Annotated in this window: 10 protein-coding genes, 1 tRNA gene and 1 pseudogene; 4 read left to right on the forward strand and 8 right to left on the reverse strand. The window is 55.2% G+C overall.

Annotated features, from left to right (window positions below; all coding sequences use genetic code 11):
• Positions 1-208: 208 nt before the first annotated feature.
• Together OZX72_RS00360 and OZX72_RS00365 are read left to right on the forward strand one after the other, a co-directional pair.
• Positions 209-1636: a CCA tRNA nucleotidyltransferase gene (locus OZX72_RS00360; protein WP_277159433.1), complete on the forward strand. Its 1428-nt coding sequence runs from the start codon at positions 209-211 to the stop codon at positions 1634-1636.
• A 385-nt stretch (positions 1637-2021) separates the two neighbouring features.
• Entirely contained in the window at positions 2022-2171 is a 150-nt protein-coding gene (locus OZX72_RS00365) for a hypothetical protein (RefSeq protein WP_277158504.1), read from the forward strand.
• A 103-nt stretch (positions 2172-2274) separates the two neighbouring features.
• Here the strand turns inward: OZX72_RS00365 and OZX72_RS00370 are convergent, their stop codons facing one another.
• From OZX72_RS00370 to OZX72_RS00385, 4 genes are all read right to left on the reverse strand, one after another.
• Positions 2275-2904, reverse strand: a complete 630-nt coding sequence (locus OZX72_RS00370) for a LytR C-terminal domain-containing protein (protein ID WP_277158505.1) — start codon at positions 2902-2904, stop codon at positions 2275-2277.
• 119 nt (positions 2905-3023) lie between these two features.
• On the reverse strand, positions 3024-3938 hold the full coding sequence (rsmA, locus tag OZX72_RS00375) for a 16S rRNA (adenine(1518)-N(6)/adenine(1519)-N(6))-dimethyltransferase RsmA (RefSeq protein WP_277159434.1): 915 nt from the start codon (positions 3936-3938) through the stop codon (positions 3024-3026).
• A 262-nt stretch (positions 3939-4200) separates the two neighbouring features.
• Entirely contained in the window at positions 4201-5643 is a 1443-nt protein-coding gene (locus tag OZX72_RS00380; protein WP_277158506.1) for a G5 domain-containing protein, read from the reverse strand.
• A gap of 532 nt (positions 5644-6175) precedes the next feature.
• Positions 6176-6249, reverse strand: a tRNA-Thr gene (locus tag OZX72_RS00385).
• Between the two features lie 527 nt (positions 6250-6776).
• Between OZX72_RS00385 and OZX72_RS00390 the strand changes: the two genes are divergently transcribed.
• Positions 6777-7772 carry a DsbA family protein gene (locus tag OZX72_RS00390; protein WP_277158507.1) on the forward strand — a complete coding sequence of 332 codons (996 nt, stop codon included), beginning with the start codon at positions 6777-6779 and terminating at the stop codon, positions 7770-7772.
• Positions 7773-8148: 376 nt separating this feature from the next.
• Here OZX72_RS00390 and OZX72_RS00395 read toward each other — a convergent pair whose 3' ends face one another.
• From OZX72_RS00395 to OZX72_RS00410, 4 genes and pseudogenes are all read right to left on the reverse strand, one after another.
• On the reverse strand, positions 8149-9105 hold the full coding sequence (locus OZX72_RS00395; RefSeq protein ID WP_277158508.1) for a thioredoxin domain-containing protein: 957 nt from the start codon (positions 9103-9105) through the stop codon (positions 8149-8151).
• Between the two features lie 1977 nt (positions 9106-11082).
• Positions 11083-12060: pseudogene (locus OZX72_RS00400) on the reverse strand (serine/threonine-protein kinase); the annotation flags it as partial.
• 660 nt (positions 12061-12720) lie between these two features.
• Complete coding sequence (locus tag OZX72_RS00405; RefSeq protein WP_277158509.1) at positions 12721-13560, reverse strand: histidine phosphatase family protein; 840 nt, start codon at positions 13558-13560, stop codon at positions 12721-12723.
• 459 nt (positions 13561-14019) lie between these two features.
• On the reverse strand, positions 14020-14982 hold the full coding sequence (locus OZX72_RS00410; RefSeq protein ID WP_277158510.1) for a hypothetical protein: 963 nt from the start codon (positions 14980-14982) through the stop codon (positions 14020-14022).
• A 586-nt stretch (positions 14983-15568) separates the two neighbouring features.
• Between OZX72_RS00410 and OZX72_RS00415 the strand changes: the two genes are divergently transcribed.
• Entirely contained in the window at positions 15569-18499 is a 2931-nt protein-coding gene (locus tag OZX72_RS00415; protein WP_277158511.1) for a glycoside hydrolase family 3 protein, read from the forward strand.
• The last annotated feature ends 336 nt before the right edge of the window (positions 18500-18835 follow it).

Raw genomic sequence — 18835 nt, forward strand, 5'->3', positions numbered from 1 at the left:
TTTATACGCGACATCATTGGCAATGAGAAATGGCGGAATATCAGCGAATCGTATTTTCGAAGATTAATTGTTCACAGCACCGGAAGCAGCTTCGGTATTTTTAAAGCTTTGAGTGCTATGAATTGCCGGGATTCTTGATTCCTGCACGTGCGTGCAACGGTGACGGTATGCTGGAAAGCGCGTGAAATTCGAACGTTGGAGGCAAATCGTGGAGTTTGAGGTGTGGCCTGAGGCCATCGAGCTGGGGCACATGTTCGCAGATCAAGGTTACGAGCTTTCGCTGGTTGGCGGACCCGTGCGCGATCTGTTGCTGCACCGGAAAAGCCACGACCTTGATTTCTGCACTTCTGCGCGGCCTGAGCAGTTCGAGCCGATTTTGAAGCGTTTCGGCCACGACGGTTTCTGGGATATGGGCCGTAAGTTCGGCACTCTGGGCGCGATGCGGCGCCGCAAGGACGGCACCGAAGTCAAGGTCGAAGTCACCACGTACCGCTCCGACAAATATGACCCCGATTCCCGCAAGCCTGAAGTGAGCTACGGAGACTCGCTTGAGGGCGACCTTTCGCGGCGTGATTTCACCGTCAACGCCATGGCCCTGCGCGTTCCCGACTTGCAATTCGTCGATCCGTTCGGCGGCGCCAGCGACTTGGCCAAAGGTATTTTGCGCACCCCGGTCGATCCACGGCAATCCTTCGAGGACGACCCGTTGCGCATGATGCGTGCGGTGCGTTTCGTGGCCCAGCTCGGTTTCCGCATCGAGCCGGATACCGCCGAGGCCATCACCGATATGGTCGACCGTATTTCCATCGTCTCCGCCGAGCGCGTGCGCGACGAAATCACCAAACTGTTGCTTTCCGAACGTCCGCACGAGGGCATCGAGGCGCTGGTCGATTCCGGTTTGGCCGATATTGTATTACCTGAAATCCCGGCGCTGAAGCTGGAGATCGACGAGCACCACCGTCATAAGGACGTTTTCGAGCACACGTTGATGGTGCTCGACCGCGCAATCGCGCTGGAAACCGGTCCTGACGGCCCCGTGCCCGCCCCTGACCTGACCTTGCGTCTGGCCGCTCTGCTGCACGATATCGGCAAGCCTGCCACGCGTCGCTTCGAGCCACACGGCAAGGTGAGCTTCCATCATCACGACGTAGTCGGCGCCAAAATGGTGCGCAAGCGCTTGAAAGCGTTGCGTTTCGATCACCATATCGTTTCCGACGTGAGCGAGCTGGTGAACCTGCATCTGCGCTTCCACGGCTACGTTGATGAGCCTTGGACGGACTCGGCTGTTCGGCGGTATGTCAAGGATTCCAGCCATCTTTACGAGCGTTTGAACCGCCTGACCCGTGCCGACGCCACCACGCAGAATAAGCGCAAGGCGCTGATGTTCTCCGACGCGATGGACGAGCTTGAGGCGCGCGTCAAGGAGCTTAAGGAGCAGGAGGACTTCGACGCGATTCGTCCGGACGTCAACGGCAACGAAATCATCGAAATCCTAGGCATCAAGCCGGGTCCGGGAGTCGGTCGCGCTTACAAGCATATGCTCGATTATCGTTTGGATCACGGTCCTGCCGACCATGACACCGCCGTCGCCGAACTCAAGCGTTGGGCGGCTGAAGAAGACTTGGCCGCCGAGTAGGCGCAAACAAAAACTCGTGCGGGCCGCCAGCCAAGCCAGCGACCCGCACAAATCCATTAAGTAGAAGGACGATAACAAGAAAACGCCCTACCGGTGAAGCCCAACGAGGCGAAGCTTTGAAGACCCGGGCATGTGCCTCGAGGTGAGACGGCTCCAACCGATATCTTGAACATATCACAACGTTGTTTGGTTCTCAAATTTTCTCAAGGTTTCTTGATTTTTCCTTGATATTGCCGTTTTAATTTGCGATTCGTTTCTCGATGTGTCACGTTGGATATGCCGCACGCATGCGGCAGGCGATCCCGTGAGACGGAAAACCTAAAACGTGCGAGCGACCGGCCGGGACCAATTGGCCGGCTGACATTAAGTGGTAAGGAGGCCAGAAATGGCGTCTCAAAATAAGAAGCCCGGGGACTCCGGGCTCTGCCGGCTCGCGGCGGTGGTGTTGCTCGCGATGATTTCCAGGGTAGATCCCCTCTGGGAAGCTGCAATCCTTGCAGGTTGCCTGCTGTTGGTGATCTGGAAGTTGGAGTAGCGCCGGTACCGAACTACCTTAGCGGGTAGCGAGGCAGGATTATCCGGTGGTGGGGGGCAACCTGCCGCCGGATTTCATTTATGGATAACCGATTTCGGAATAATTACTTTTTGGGCTGGCGGAAGTCCTGCGGAAGCTTGGCTTTGTCGACTTTGCTCAATGGGGTGCAGCCCTCGATGTTCTTGATTTGGGAGCCGACGGTAGGCAGCGAACCCTTTTTCGTCAGATCGGTGAATGTCGAACCGATGACCACGCTTACGACCCCGTCCTGCCTGTTGTCCATCACCAGTTTCGCGTCGGTGAAGTTGCTATACACGGTGTAAGCCTGCCAGATATTGTTGACCCCGTAGTAGATGGTGGTTCGCTCCACTTTTCGTGAAGTGAAGTCGCCGACGCTGGAAACGTTGAAATGGCGGTTGGTCAATGCGTCGCCGACCGCCCGAGCGAGGCCGACCGCCTTCGTTCCGTTGAGCACGTTGACTTCCACGCTGTTGTTCGGCTGATACATGGCCGGGCTTTTCTTCGGATCGTCGGTGGCGCAGACGAGCGGTGCCCCGAAATTGGTTTGCGCCTGTGGCACGCCGGCGTTGCTTTTGCCGAGGGAGTGGAAAAGGGCAAAGAACGCGACGACCAGTGCGACGACCAGAACGGCCGCAATCATTGAAAACACGCGCACCTGACGGTGATGCACATACGCCTTGCGTGCCTTGCGTTCGTCACTAAATTGCTGCATGTTTCGTTCCTGTCAACCGTGCCTGCGCCAGTTCCCGCAAGCGCGTGGGCTCGCCCGACGTGCACAGGATTTGGCGAAATATCGACGTTTTCACTCTACCGTGAGAGTGTGACGCGCAATTATTCTTTGGCCGCCGCGGCCAGAGCGACGAATTCATCGATGGTCAGGGTCTCGCCGCGTCTGGTCGGATCGATGTCGGCTTGTGCGAACGCTTCCATCGGCACCAGTTTTTTCAAGGCTGCGTGGAGGGTTTTGCGGCGTTGGCCGAAAGCCGCGTCGATAAGCTGGAATACCTTCTCTTTACTGTCTTTCGAGGCGAGTTTGTTTTTGGAAGCCTTGTCGTAACGGGTAAACGAAACCAGTGCGGAATCGACGTTCGGTGCAGGCCAGAAGACGTTGCGGCCGACGAGACCGACGCGCTCAGCTTGGCCGTACCATGCCAACTTTACGCTCGGAGTGCCATAAATCTTTGAGCCGGGTTTGGCTGCAAGCCGGTCGGCCACTTCCTTCTGCACCATCACGAGGAAATGGTCGAGATTCTCGAACCGTTCGAGCAGCGTCAGCAAAATCGGCGTCGCTACGTTGTACGGCAGATTCGAAACGAGCGTGAACGGGTTGCTGTTTTCAAGATTTGACGCGAACTTGGGCAATGTCTCGGGGCTCAGGCTCATGGCGTCGGCGGTGATGACAGTAAGCCGGTCGGCCGCTTCCGGCATGAATTCGGCAACGGTTTCCGGCAGGCGTGCGGCCAGCGCCGGGTCGATTTCCACCGCAGTGACGGCAGCGCCGGTTTCCAACAAAGCCAAGGTAAGCGAGCCCAATCCTGGTCCGACTTCGAGCACTTTGGTATCGGCGGTAACGCCGGCTTCTCGTACAATGCGCCGCACGGTCCCGGGATCGATCACAAAGTTCTGCCCGAATTTCTTGGTAGGGCTGATTCCCGCTTCGGCCGCAATCCGCCGGATATCCCCCGCACCCAGCAGGTGGCCGGTATGCGACGTATTGCCGTCTGCCAAGCCGCCTTCGTCCGTCATTTGTTCACTCATGTTTTCAAAGATACCCTTGGCACACGAATCGATAGGTCTATGAGCTGGAAGTGCTGCCGGGATTTGACAGCCATGAATTGCTAAAAGTGTCGGATATACTTATGGTTTAGGTTCATGAGGCTGAAGTTTCGGTTCAACACAAACTTTGGAGTGTAAAGAGGTCAAGCGCCAGATGTAGCTGAAACTTTCGGTCAAAAAGGTAACGTTAGCTGCGGCCGCGGTTTTGCAAGAATGACCGAAACTCTATCGTTTAATACCAATGATTCGCATTCCAGAAAACGCGGGCCGCGTTCGGGCTACCGTAACGCCCGTTGATATAGGTCAGGCCAGCGGCAATCTGCGTGGCGCCGTTATCCGGCCAGTCGGTCTGGCTGGTGTACAGGTAATAATAAAGAATTTGCGGAATGCCGTACGCGGTCGAATTCGGGTTTCCTGCATTCCAGCGCCATCCGGATTCATGATCCCAAATCCATACCAGATTGCTCCAGTTGTCTCCGGTCCAACCATATTGTGCCGCAGCGCCCTGAGCGTAGATTTGTGCCTGTTCGCGCGTTGGATGCCAAAGACCGCCACCCGATGAGGCCGGGGGCGTTGGGGTCGGAGTCGGAGCAGGGGCTGGAGCAGGCGTCGGAGCAGGGGTAGGTGTCGAAGGCTGGCTCGGCTGGCTGGGTTGCTGCGAAGGAGCCGAAGGTGCCGATGTCGACGAGTTCGAGTTGCTCGAACTGTTGGAGTCACCCTTGTTCGAATCGCTGTTGCTGTTTGAACCGCTATCGGAGCCGGAGCCAGAGCCGGAATTGCTATTGCTGCCACTGCCGCCGGTCGAAGGTGCAGGAGCCGGCGCCGCAGGTCCGACGGCCACGATTTCCTCGACGGGCGCTTGCGAGATGGCTTCGGATTTGAGTGACGAACTTTCGGCCTGCCCGTCGACGTACGTGACGTCGTAAACCTGTTGTTTGTTGCCGTTCTGGCCGGCTTGACGAATCTGCGTCTGACCGGGCTGCAGGCTGGGATCGACCACGGTGCGCGTGGGGAAGGCCACGGCGACGTTCTTAGTTTCCTGGCCGTGTGTGACGCGCTGGACGCGAAGAATGGTCTTTCCGTTTTCCTCGCTGACGTTGACGCGGTCGTCTTTGCCGATGGTGATGTTCTTGGAATCGAGAATGGAGGCGGCCGTGAGCTTGCCGTTGGGCGCGACGGAAGTCTTGCCGTCTGCAATCACCGTCACCGGGCCGGCTTTGTTGATCACGAAACCGCCGGTGAGCTGGTTATAGACGTTGCCGACATTGACCGAGACCTTGGAGGCGTTCTGATCGTTGGCCTTGAAGAAGCCGAGTAGCTGGTCGGCGCTGGTGGCGTAGGTCCAGAAAGACACTTCCTGGCCTTGGATGTTGATGGTGGTCTGGTAGGCGCTGCGCACGGTGACCACGTCATTGTTTTTCAGGCCTGCCAGCTTGTCGGTGGATTCGATGAAATCGTGCGATTTGGTCTTGACGCCTTGCGATTCAAGGAATCTGGGTACGGAGGCCGAATAGGTGGTGACGGTTTTGGTATCGCCGTTGACCGTCAGGGCAACGCTTTTGCGCGCGGTGATCGCGAAGAAGATGATGCTGGCCAGCAGCACCACTCCCACGCAAACCGCCACGCGAACCCTGCGCAAAGTGACGAACCGGCGTGGCGTCCATCGACGTGCCATCCAAACCCCCTGAAGTAATTTTCCGGACATACCACGATACCGGGCATACCCATTGGCATAATCAAGTCTACAGTCTATCGGTTTCGCTGTGGGGGTTGCAATGCGTATCTGGGTTATGGAGTCAAGATTTTGCAAAGAAAAGTACGGCGAACAGTGCCTATGCAAGGCTGTAAAAATTAAAGCCATTTAAGAGGGGAAAAGGGGCGGGAGAGAAGGGGATATTCCCGCCCCTAAAGGGCGAAGCAAATTGGGGGAAGTTTCGCCCTTGGACGCTGCCCTCATATGGAAGAGGACAACGCTTACTTACTCGAGCACGAGTACTATCGTCGGCGCCTCCTTCACGCCGGAATCGTTGTGGACGTAAGGTTTGCGAACCGCCACAACGCACGCAACCCACTTTCGTGGGCCATACAACAAATTCATTACCGCTTCCATTGGCGCGTATCGCCCGCCTCAACCGCGAACAACGCCGACACCAATAACTTCAACCGCAAACTGCTTAACCGTCTCTCACCGCAACTTCGCACCGGTGAGCCTCCTGTCGGGATCGAACCGACGACCTGCCGCTTACAAGGCGGCCGCTCTGGCCATCTGAGCTAAGGAGGCGTTGGTTTCGATCGTAGCCGACAAAACCAGACAGACCATTACTTTAACAGCAAGGCTCGATTACCTTGACGTGCCTAGGGCTTTGGCCGGCCGGTGGGAAGCGTGCCAATATTTTCCGCAATACAAACGTTTTGTGAACGATGTCACTTAAAATGATATTTGTTTACGTTTTGTAATAACATAAAACGTTATATGCAAATTCCCGTTCTGAAACTTACGGGACTATCGAATGATAATAATTACTGATATAAATGGTTTTCCGGACACTTTTGTTATTTTACGTCACATAAAATCGTGTTGCGTTTTGCGCAAAACGGCTTCGCTAGACGAGAGAGAATTCGCCGGCTTTTGACTCTTGTTATACTGTTAAAAATGCTGCTTCTTGCACATCTTGGTCGGCATTGCACTTTTGGGGAATGCCACACGGCTTGTTGGGGGTAGGAATGTTAGGACATAATCAGCCGGTGTCCCGTAAGGTGCCGGTAAATGGACAACGTTGCTAGCGCAAAGAGTATAGAGGATGGGGTATGGCTCGGCATACACGCAATAGCTACTCATCGACGGCAGCTAATACTTCTTGGTATGGCGGTGTCGACGCCGGTGATTTGTTGCTTCAGGCGCGTCGCGCTCAGGAAGTCAAGGAGCGCAAGCAGCGTCGTATCATCGGATTCATAGCTTTCGTCATCGTCGTCATTTTCATCGCTGTTATCGGGTTAGTCAGCTACCGTTCCATCGCCAAGCGCAATGCTGCGCAGAATATTACCGAAGACCAGGCATACGCGACCTTGCAGGACGTCAAAGTCAAGCCAAAATTCGCCAATGACAAGGGCGGGATACTTTTTTCGAATGCCGGATACGGCAAGAAGGCCGCCAACGCTCCGACGCTGGAAATCTACACCGACCCGATGTGCCCTGGTTGCGCCGTCCTGCACCAGCAAATGGACGCGACGTTCCGCGCGATGCTCGATGCAGGCCAGATTAACCTTGAAATTCATCCGGTGACGTTCCTTGACAATATGTCGACCGATCATTATTCATCACGTGCCGATAACGGCGTGGCCTATATTTCGTCCAACGATCCCAATCCCGACCATTTGGTTGATTTCCTGACCAACATTCATTCCGATAGTTTCCAGCCTGAAGAAGCCGCCAATTACAAGCCCGTGAGCAACGATCAGTTGCAGCAGCAGGCCATCGCGTCCGGCGTTCCCGCGGATATCGCGGCGAAGGCGTTCGGTAGCGAATATGAGCCTTGGCTTTCGGCAGCCGCGCAATATACGCTGCGTCGGCCCGAGCTCAAGGACATTGACGGGCAGTTCAAGGGCAAGCTCACCACGCCCGTGGTGGTCATCAATGGCAAGATGCTCGATATTTCGGGGATTTCGGACATCGGACTCACTTATAAAGTGGCCATCCTGCAGTCCATCGGCCTCTCCAATGAGGATATCGGCAGGGCTGGCGCGCAGCCGGCCATCGGCAGCAAGGGCAACCCGACATTCCCAAAGACCCAGCCCACTGCGTGAGCGTGAGTTTGTAACGGGACTGTCTGTTTCTTCACGGGTTTCGTAGTTTGTGGCGATTCGTTTTCTTGTTAACGTTTATGTCGCATTTTGAACCTCGGTTCTCTTTGTTCCGAGTCTTTATAAGTCGTCTAAAACAAGTCGGTGCGTTGTAGTTGCCCTTTGCCAACGGGTTTTGTCTTCGCAAAAGCACCTTTGCAAATTTAGAAGATAATGAAGCGATATGGATAGATTGGTTGGGAATGAAACGTAGTCGATGAACCATAACCAATAAGTTGCGCCGACAAACAATAAGACCGGCGGCAGACCACACGAGTGTGTGAATCTGCCGCCGGTCTTGTCGTACTGATGGTGCAGGAGGAGCGACTTACCTGTTCGCTTACTTCAGCGATTCAGGAGCTCCGGTGCCGATTGCCGGCATGACGCCCTTTTGCCCGACCTGCGCTTCCTTGAGGCCTAGCGACTTCAGCAGAGCCTGCTGTTGAGTGATGCCGAGCTCCGAAACCTGGGTCATATCCATCAGCTTGCCGTTGATGGTCACGGCCGGGGTGCTCAACTGCCCGGAATTGTTCAGGATGTCTTTGCGCCTGACCGTGTAGTTGTATGACGCCTCGAGCCACTTGTTGTACGTGCCGTTGAACGCCTTGGACATCACATCCTTCGAAACCCCGGCTGCCACGGCCTGCGCTTGGATTTGCGCATTGCTGGTTGGCTTGTAATTAGCGCCTTCGTCGGGCTGGTAGTCCTTCTTGTAGAGGTTACTGACAAAATCAAGCAGGTGCTGGGGGTTCGAGTCGTGGCTGGCGACGTAGAGTATCGCGCCGGCAGCGCGTGTGGAGTACTGGTCGGTCGAATCCGCGTCGAGGAAGTTCATGACATGATAGACGAGATTGATCTGGCCGGAATTGACCATTTTGTCGAGGTCGGAATCGATTTGACGGTGCATCGAACCGCAGCCAGGGCAAAGCGGATCCATGAAGATTTCGACGGTCGGGGCATTATCGACTTTCTTGTCGTAGCCGTACTTGGAAATTAGGATGCCGCCCTTTTTGTCGATGTGCTTTGGCTTGGTTTTCACCGACTGTAGCGAGGTGTAAGAAGCGTCGGCGGTGACCTTGTTCGCCTCGTTCTTCTTGATAATCGAACGGAGGCTGACGATGGCGATGATGGCAACGAGCACGAGGATGATGGCCACGACCAGTGCGCCGATGAGCGTCTGCTGCTTGCGTTCCTTGGCCGCAGCCTCTTCCAGCGCCTTCTGCCGCGCTGCTTCCTCGGCTTGGCGCCTGGCTCGTGTCTGGCGTTTCTGCGCTTTTTTATTGCCCTGTTGTGCCATGTGTCCTTCTTTGTGATTGCAAAATGCTGCCAATCGCCGGCTTGTTCGCCGTTATAGCGACTAAAGCAACCAACGTACCAAATAGACTTAATGCTCTCTTATTTTGCACGTATGGGTGGATGAAATAGCCCGAGAGCTGAGTGCGTTGGCAGTTTGTTGCAGATATTGATACTTTGTCTAATTGCTATTCAGTCTGGTTTGGGTCTGAGCTCGGTTTCGGCTACTGTTTATTTGCGTTTATTTGTAATTGTATTACAGCTGTGGATTGGGAAGCGGTATCCAGTTGATTTGATGATCGGTGAGGGCAAGCGCCAGTGCCGCAAGCGCTGCTATCAGCCAAATCGCGAGAAGTATCCAGCGTCGGAGCGAATGGCGTTTTGTATTGGTTGTATAGGTTTCGTCGTCGCTATCGTCATAGGTTTCGTCAATATCGTTGATATCCTCCGCATCGCTATCTCCATTGGATAGATTATCTTCGTATCCGTTTCCCGCAGGGTTTGCGGAATATGCTGTGACATCCGGTTCGGGATAAGCGGCTCCGCGCAGGCGGCCGGCACCGATGCGCAGCAACGTGGTCTTCGGGCCGAAAACGGCGACCAACCAGGCGGCGGCCATGAATATCGCCAGCGAAAGGCTTGAATAGGAAAGCGAAACGTCGGCGGGCAGCGGAAGCGGAATGTGCCAGGAACCGAGCGATAGTGCGATCATGTGCGCGGGAAGCCCGGAAACCAAGTTCACGACCACCGGGCCCACCCCTGCGATGACGATGAGGATCAGCGCTCGCGGAATGGTGAAAATAAGGGCTTTGAGGATATGCCACGGCAGGCTTACCGTGCGCAACGCCGGGTCGCCGCCCTTGCGAATGCCGCCGCGGCGCTCTTCGCGTTCGAGCTGTCCCTCTTCGCTGTAACCCAGCGTCAGCAGGAACCAAAGCAGAGCTGCGGCACAACATATCGAAATGATTGGTTCCGAGGCCGAAAGCAGCGCAAACGGGACCGCTAGAAGCCACAGCGGCAGAATTGAGCGTGAGAGCAATTTGCCGCGCCTGACATCTGCCGGATTCGCCGTCGGTTGCGTGACGGGCTGGGCAAGCTGGGCCTGTTGCAGTGGATAGCCTGGCTGCACGTTCGGTTGGCCATATATATAAGGTGCGGGATACGGAGCCCCGTAAGCGGCGTTTTGGGCTTGTGGCGGCCCATTAAATCCTGGATATTGTTGCACTGCTTGAGCGGCTGGCGCGACCGTGAGCGGCATTGTGGCGTCGGCGGACTGCTGTTGCCGCAAGGCTTGCGAATTCGAGGTGGAAAGAGGTGACGTCTGCTCAAGGCTTTGCGTCATCGGTGCGCTAAGCGGCATCGTAGTGGTGGCATTGGCGTTCGGATTGTTGTGCGCCATTATGGAAGTCGCGGTGAGGTCTTGTGGCGAAGGCGCAGGTAAAGCCTCTGTCGCGTTCTCGTCTGGGGCTGAAGAGGCTTGCGCCGACCGCGTTTGCATCGGCGGTCGTGATTGTGCCAGTTGATTTTGGACGTAGACGGCCGTTCGTGCCGTCTGGTTTCGGCCGTATCCGACTTTTTGCGCTGTCGTTTGCGGATTTGTCATTGCCTGCGTCAGCGGCATCGCCCGCGTTGAACCTCGTATTTGGCGACCTCGTAATGTTTTGGGCTGTGTGCGAGAGCTGTCTTGCGGGGTGCTATCGGTTTGTAATGGACTCGAGTATATAGGAGTGCTGTCGGTCCAAGCAGTTCGGGGGTTGCTTGTCGCCGGATTCTCTGAGCGGGGACCCGAATCAGGCCGAGGTGTTTGGCCAAAAGGGGGCACCACCCCTGCGGGATTATCGTTGCTGTTTCCGCCATTATCGTTACCGTTATTGGCATTCGTGCCGTAACCGCTCATGTTGTTGGTGCTGCTGCCGAATCCGTTGGTTGGGCCATTGATACTGTCGCTGCCATCCTCGTCGTCCAGCTCGCCGTTTTCAAACGGATTGAGCGCGTCGAGCGTGATGGCTTGCAGCAATTGGTCGGGGCTGCAACGTTTCGTTGGGTCGGGATCAAGCGCACTGCGCAGGGCGTTTAGGGTATTGGGCGGTAGGCCGGAAAGATTGGCGTTGCCGCTCGCCTCGCGCTCGAGTACGGCCATCATCGGCTTGCTGCCGAAAACCGGCCGGCCGGTGGCGGCGAAAGCGATGACGCTGGCCAGCGACCACCAATCCGTTGCCTCGTTGCTTTCCGCGCCGTCGATGATCTCGGGGGCGATGAAGCCCGGCGTGCCCATCACCAGGCCGGTTCGGGTGACGTGGCTTTCGCCGGCGGTCATGGCGATGCCGAAATCGACCAGAACCGGTCCAGCCGCCGAAACCATGACGTTGGTCGGCTTGATATCGCGGTGGATGATGCCTTGCGCATGCACCGCGCGAACGGCGTCGATCAGTTTTGCGGCAAGGCGTTGCAGGTCGTCTCCGACGTACCGTCCGTTCGCAGCAACGTCGTCACGCAGGTTCTTGCCCTCGATTAGTTCTGTGACGATGAAGGCCAGCGAATCGTCAAGTTCCATGTCGACGATGGCGCAGACCCCGGGATGGTTGATCTTACGCATGGCTACCGCCTCGCGCCGCATGCGCTCGCGGGCCGTGACGTGTGGGTCGTGGCTACGGTGATGGTGCTGTGTGTTATTTGCATCTGTGTCGACACCGGATTGAGCCGAATCGGCACCGGCGTTCGCGCTGTTTTGCCCGTAGTCGGAAGTGCCGTATTGATTGCCGGTCGCAACGTTTCCTGCGGGACTGTTGCCGCCGTAGTCGCCTGTGCTGCCATAATTCCCGGAATTGTTTTCCGGCGTCATATCGTCGTTTTGATAATCGTCGCTTCCGGTTTCGCTTTGGTCTTTGAGCGAATCCCGCAGGATTTTCATCGCGTAAACTTGCCCGCCGTCGTCGCGCACCCGCCAGACCGAGCCCATCGCGCCGCCGCCCAGCCGTGAGATCAGCGTGTATCCGCCGACAATCTCTCCAGGTTCCAGGTCCAACGCGTTCAAGTCGCTCATACCTCAATACTACCGAGATGGCTGCATCGAAGTCGTCTTGTTCCCGAGCTTTCCATTGTTATCGCAGGTATATATCTGCAGTAATCCGTAACTTGCACTTTTCTGGCGTCGGCATCTCAAAAGTGCAAGTTAGCTCATGTAAAGTGCACATTTCTGGTCCTACTGCCATAAAGCTGCGGGTTGGCTCACGCAAAGTGCATGTTTTATGCGTTAGAGTCCTGAAGGTGCAAGCTAGCTAAAGTGCATGTTGCTAACGCTACTGTTCGGAAAGTGCAGAGTGGCTAGTGCGGGGTGCACGTTTCATGCACCAGTGTCGAGAAAGTGCAGGTTGGCTCGCGCAAAGTGCATTTTCTACACGTCGGCATGCAAAAAGTGCAGATTGATTTGTGCATAGTGCATGTTTCGTGCGTTAGTGTCAAAAAGGTGCAAGTTGGCTCGGCTGGAGTGCATGTTTCTCACGCTAGTGTTCAGAAAGTGCGAGTTAGCTCATGCAAAGTGCGTTTTTAGTTCGCCAGCATGTAAAAAGTGCACTTTAGGGGTCCCAAAGTGCACTTTCTCGACGCTAACGTAAGCTTGTTATGCTGCCTTTTTGCCGGCATTGTAATACTTTAAGCTGCCGATGCCGCCGACCAACGTGAATTTGCCGTTCTTGTAGGTCAGTTTCGTGACTGAATCGTTCTTCAACGGGCCTGCGTTGTTGGGGATTTTCTGCGCCTCGAGGAACAGGCTGATTGACATTCCGGAGCTCACCACGAGGACGTTGCCACCCTTGTCCCCTTGCTTTTTGCCGATTTGGGTGAGGGCCGCGCTCATTCTGTTCTCGACGGTTTCCGGCTTTTCGGCGCGGAATTGCGCCGGCAGATTGGTTTGCAAGCTATTGGCTTGGTCGAGTTCGTAATAGCCTTCCTGCATCTTGCTCATCACCTGATTGCCCGCGCCTTTCATGAAGTCTTGCGCGTTCGCGTACCCGAAATGCTGCGCTATTGCGGGTATCGCCTGGCCTTGGTCCGGCAGGCCCTCGTAGCTGCCATAGTTGCATTCGCGCAAACGTGGGTCTATCTGTAGCTTGACGTTTTTATTGCCGGAGGCCTCCAAGGCGCCGTTCGCGGTCTTTTCCTGCCTGGTCAAGTCGCCAGAATATGCGGCCGCGAATTTCACGTCTTTCAATCCTTTGCCCAAGTATTTGGCGCCATCGACGCCGTTTTGGGTGAGCGTGAAGTCGCTCCAGCCTTGCGCTCGATGCATTACATTTGCCGTAGTCTCGCCGTGTCGCACCAAGTAAATGGTCGTGGTCTGGGTGGCCGCCGTAGCTGGCACCGGGGCGCTCGCCTTCGTATCAAAGCCGCACGCCCCGGCAAGGCAGATGAGCGCGATGGCCGCCGGCATGGCGATTGCTTTCGCTAGGATTTTGTTCATGGTGTCCCTTCCTTCTCTTCGGTTTCCCGTGTGACTTCGTTGTGAATAGTGCGGGTTGTCGATGAAGTGCAAATGCAGCATGGAAGACTATCGCCCATGCTTCCTACGATGGATTGGCATGTGTGTCTCGGTTTGAGGAATATAATCGTCCAGCTTTATTCCTTTGAATTTTAATTATCATAAAATAGTATCACGTGATTGAAATACAACATTTTTGCGTGTCTGCTTTGACTAAATGCGTAAATTGATGCGTTTTGTCAATTATTCATACCTGTAAAATGCACTTTCCCGACTGTATTGTCTGGAAGAGGAAGGTTGATAAAATACCGGATACATGTTTTCGGCGGTACTGTCGGGAAAGTGCAACTTAGCGGGTGCAGAGTGCATGTTTTAGGCAGTAGCGTCTGAAAAGTGAGCTCTAAGGGCCGTAAAGTGCACTTTTCCTGCATCAGTAAGCTGCTAGTAGGTACGTTCCATCGGAATTCCATTGTTGATGAGCTTTTGAATAAGCGGCCTTGGCTGCCTGACCTCTTCGTAATCCGTACGAAGAATTGTGGCTACGCCCGCACGCCGCAGCGCGTCTTCACGTCTGCGTTCCTCGTAGACAACTTGTCGCGTATTTTGCCCATTTGTCATGTGTTGGTTTGTGTATTTCTCCATTCCGTCGTATTCCAGAACCACAGCTTTGCGGTCGCATACCCATAAAAAGTCGGTTCGGAAAGTGTGCCTCGGATTTGCGGGATCTCGGAATTCGTGTTGGAGCTCTGGCCGCACAAATCCGGCTTCAAGAATTACTGCGCGGCACAATGATTCGCCACCGTTCTCGCTTTTCTCGTCTGCGTCCCGTAAAAGTTTCCGTACCGATGAACAGTCTCTATGCACGTTGGAACAAGTTTCGTCTATGTCTTGTTTGCCTACTATTCCGGCACGTAATGCTGAATCGAACATTCCCAAAGACTGCGTAAAAGGATATCGCAGGGCGCAATCCACCAACGTCCGTTCCGGAGAGGTGATGCGGATTCCGTTATGAACGATGAATGTTAGTGGATGTACGTATATGTTGTCGATCATTCCTTGGGTATGTTTTGGTGCCGATTGTTCCGTCGCGATTTGTGCGCGCTCTAGGACATCCCGACGCCAAGGGCATTCAAGTTCCAATACCAGTGCGGCACTCATTGCGCCGAACACTTTTTCAGGATATTTCACGGACAACGTACGTATCAGGTGCATCGCACGTTCCTGCGGGTTGAGCGTTTGATAATACTCGTTTTTTGTGTAGACATTCGGGCATAGGCGCACATATTCATCGGCAACCCAGCGTTTGCGCATGGCTCTCTTCTGGTTTGCCGTTTTCCCAAAGAAGTAGCGCTGATGTTGCTCAGCATCGTCGGCTATTCGCTCGATTTCCGGATTGCGTCTCATGGTATCGACGCTAGACGGCGAATGCTTGGCGAGGCAAGCCGAGCGGGGTAGTGTGGTCGGATGCTTGGGGTTATCCACAATCTCGGGCGTGTCGCGGATGGTTTATCCACAGGTTTGAGTTTTTCGAGATGACTTATCCACAGTATCGTTATCTGGAGCTTCGCCCAAAAGTGCAATTTAGCGCATTCAAAGAGCATGTTTCCGGCGTTACTGTCTAGAAAGTGCAACTTGACTGGGGCAGAGTGCATGTTTTGTGCGGTAGCGTGCGAAAAGTGCGCTTAAGGAGTGGTAAAGTGCATGTTTCTGACGGTAGCGTGCGAAAAGTGCAACTTAGTCGACATAAAGTGCATGTTTCTGACGGCGGCGACGGACTCGCGCGGGATAGCTGCAAAACGTGCGTGGAAAATGACAGGCTGAGCCATATCGTTGAGAATTCAAGATTGCCATTACACAATAAAACTGTGTGAATGTAGCATCGTCGCATGGCTTTGTTCGAAGTTGAGCGAGTAGATGTGGCTGTTACGTCAAATGAGACGCAGTGGTCATATGCATTCATGATATGTGAAACATAAAGAGAGGACTTCTCATGTTGCAGATCAACATGGCTGATGTCGTCAACGTCATCAAGTCGCTGGTGCCCTACCTGGTAGTCATCGGTGTCTTGCTGATTCTGGCCATTATCATCAGCGTCGCCGTCAACAAGAAGACGGTGCAAAATACCGGCACGCGCAAGCTCGTGCATAGCGAGACGTGGCTGGTGGTGCTGGTCGCCATCGTCGCCGCGGTTTCGATGATGCTCACCGGCCCGATGTCCACGCTGCTCAACAACGTGACTTCCAAGAAATACGTACTTTCGCAGGACACCATCAGCCGCGCCAACAAGCTCGCCGAAGAGGTGCAGAGCGAAGGCATCACCATGCTGCAGAACAACGACTCCAACCTGCCGTTGAGCAGCAAGAAGGTCAACGTTTTCGGCTGGGCCTCCACCAACCCGATCTATTCGGGCTCCGGTTCAGGCGCTATGAACACGCAGTACAAGACCGTTTCCATCCTCGAAGGCATGAAGAACGCCGGTCTTCAGACCAACACCAAGCTGAGCGATATGTACGTCAAGTACGCCAAGAACCGCCCGCAGCCCAAGGTGATGTTCGCTCCTGAATGGGATTTGCCCGAGACCCCGATCAAGCAGTATCCGGCCGACATGATGAGCCAGGCCAAGAGCTTCTCCGACCAGGCCGTCGTGGTCCTGGCCCGCCAGGGTGGCGAAGGCAACGACCTGCCCAGCAATATGAAGGCCAAGGGCGTTCCTTATAACAACAATTCCAAGGATTATGAGGACTTCAAGGACGGTCAGTCCTTCCTCGAGCTCGACCAGTCCGAGAAGGACATGCTCGATGCGGTCACCAAGAACTTCCAGAACGTCACCCTCGTCTACAACGGCGGCAACGCGTTCCAGTTCAGCTTCCTGAAGGATTACCCGCAGATCAAGTCCGTGCTGTGGTGCCCGCCTGCCGGCCAGACCGGCTTCACCGCTCTCGGCAAGGTGCTTTCCGGTGCCGTCAACCCTTCGGGCAAGACCTCGGATACCTTCCTGCGCGACCTTCACAAGTCCGTGAACGTCAACAATTACGGCGATTTCCAGTACAACAACGTCGACCAGTTCATCCAGAAGGTTCCGGACTTCACCGGCAAGCTGCAGACCATCAAGCCGACGTTCGTCAACTACACCGAAGGCATCTACCTGGGCTACAAGTTCTATGAGACCGCCGCCAAGGAAGGCCTCATCAACTACAACGACGTCGTTCAGTTCCCGTTCGGCTACGGCATGAGCTACACCAAGTTCAGCCAGAAGATGGGCAAGATCGACCACGCCGACGGCAAGATTTCCTTCGACGTCACCGTCAAGAACACCGGCGACAAGGCCGGCAAGGACGTCGTCGAGTCCTACTTCGACCCGCCGTACACCAATGGCGGCATCGAGAAGGCCTCCACCAACCTCGTGGCGCTCGGCAAGACCAAGCTCCTGAAGCCCGGCGAATCGCAGACCGTGAAGATCTCCTTCAAGGACGACGACATGGCTTCCTACGATTCCAAGACCGCCAAGTCCTATGTGCTGGAGAAGGGCGATTACGACATCTCCATCAACTCCGACGCGCACACGGCGATCGACCATCAGACGGTCAACATTCCGTCCACCATCACCTATAACAAGTCCAAGACTCACGCGGGCGACAAGACCGCCGCCACCAACCAGTTCGACAACGCTGCCGGTGACGTCACCTATCTTTCCCGCAAGGATCACTTCGCGAACTATCAGACGGCCACCGCCGCCCCGACCAACTTCGCGATGAGCGACAAGGTGAAGTCCGAGTTCGTCAACAACGGCAACTACAAGCCCGCTGACCACAACAAGTCCGGCGACAAGATGCCGACCACGGGTGCGAAGAACAACGTGCGTCTGGCGTCTCTGCGTGGCAAGTCCTACAACGATCCCGAGTGGAACAAGCTGCTCGACGAACTCACCTTCAACGACATGGACAGCCTGATCGCCAACGGCGGTTACGGCACTCCTGCGGTGGATTCGATCGGCAAGATCAAGACCACCGACGCCGATGGCCCCGCCGCCCTCAACAACAACTTCACCAAGGTCGGCTCCATCGGCTTCCCGGCCGAAGTTTCCTTCGCCTGCTCCTGGAACAAGGACCTCAACAAGGAATTCGGCAAGATGATCGGCGACATGGCGCACGACATGCACGTGGACGGCTGGTACGCCCCGGGCATGGATACGCACCGCAGCCCGTTCTCTGGCCGTAACTTCGAGTACTTCTCCGAAGACGGCGAGCTCGCTGGCGCTCTGGCTTCCAGCCAGATTCAAGGCGCACAGTCCAAGGGCGTCTATGCCTTCATGAAGCAGTTCGCGCTCAACGACCAGGAAACCAACCGCACCAACATGCTGTGCACCTGGGCCAACGAGCAGTCGATCCGTGAGATTTACCTGAAGCCGTTCGAGATGGGCGTCAAGACCGGTGGCACCACCGCCGCGATGAGCTCCTTCAACTACATCGGACCCACCTATGCGGGCGCCAACAGCGCACTGCTCAACTCTGTGCTGCGCGACGAGTGGGGCTTCCACGGCTTCGTGGTGACCGATTACTTCGGCGTCTATGGCTATCAGAACGCTGACCAGATCATCCGCAATGGCGGCGACACCATGCTCGCCACCACCAAGGTGACCAACCACATCACCGACAAGTCCGCAACTTCCGTGATTGCGATGCGTCAGGCTTCGAAGAACATCCTCTACTCCGTGGCGAATAGCTGGGAGTATCAGAATGGTGAGCCGAAGACTGCTACCCCGGTCTGGAAGACGGCTATGTACGTCGTCTGGGCCATTGTCGCGGTGCTTTTCGTCGGTCTTGAAATCGTTGCGATTCGTCGTTACCTCCGTCGTCGCAACGAGGCCAAGGTCTCCGTCACCAGTGATTCGGCTGATGCCGCGATCTCTGACGAAAAGTGACCTCTAAGCGGTTCCGTTGATACGAAAATGTAATACTAAATCATAACGCGGAATCGCTCAGGTGAAGCCTCGTCGTAATAGTTGCGACGGGGCTTCACCACCCTCTTCGTTTTCTTTATATAGCAGCGAGGATATGAAGCGAATATATAAGGAATATAAGGCGAATATACGGATATATGAAGGTTCGCGCGGCGGCGTAATTATGTGCACGCCAATCGTGCGAAAGAAATGACAGCTTAGGCTTTCGGCGGTCTGGGCTTTGAAAATTATTGGTTAAATAGACTTGCTATTGGTGGATTGTATGCGAGGTGGCACAAGCTGTGCAGCGCCGCATAT

Origin of the sequence: Bifidobacterium sp. ESL0769 (assembly GCF_029395495.1) — a bacterium.
Classification (GTDB): domain Bacteria; phylum Actinomycetota; class Actinomycetes; order Actinomycetales; family Bifidobacteriaceae; genus Bifidobacterium.

Bases quoted from the DNA above. Each gene is read 5' to 3' on its own strand.
- OZX72_RS00365 (WP_277158504.1), top strand. From the start codon at position 2,022: ATGGCGTCTCAAAATAAGAAGCCCGGGGACTCCGGGCTCTGCCGGCTC.
- OZX72_RS00370 (WP_277158505.1), bottom strand. From the start codon at position 2,904: ATGCAGCAATTTAGTGACGAACGCAAGGCACGCAAGGCGTATGTGCAT.
- rsmA (WP_277159434.1), bottom strand. From the start codon at position 3,938: ATGACGGACGAAGGCGGCTTGGCAGACGGCAATACGTCGCATACCGGC.
- OZX72_RS00380 (WP_277158506.1), bottom strand. From the start codon at position 5,643: ATGGCACGTCGATGGACGCCACGCCGGTTCGTCACTTTGCGCAGGGTT.
- OZX72_RS00390 (WP_277158507.1), top strand. From the start codon at position 6,777: ATGGCTCGGCATACACGCAATAGCTACTCATCGACGGCAGCTAATACT.
- OZX72_RS00395 (WP_277158508.1), bottom strand. From the start codon at position 9,105: ATGGCACAACAGGGCAATAAAAAAGCGCAGAAACGCCAGACACGAGCC.
- OZX72_RS00405 (WP_277158509.1), bottom strand. From the start codon at position 13,560: ATGAACAAAATCCTAGCGAAAGCAATCGCCATGCCGGCGGCCATCGCG.
- OZX72_RS00410 (WP_277158510.1), bottom strand. From the start codon at position 14,982: ATGAGACGCAATCCGGAAATCGAGCGAATAGCCGACGATGCTGAGCAA.
- OZX72_RS00415 (WP_277158511.1), top strand. From the start codon at position 15,569: ATGTTGCAGATCAACATGGCTGATGTCGTCAACGTCATCAAGTCGCTG.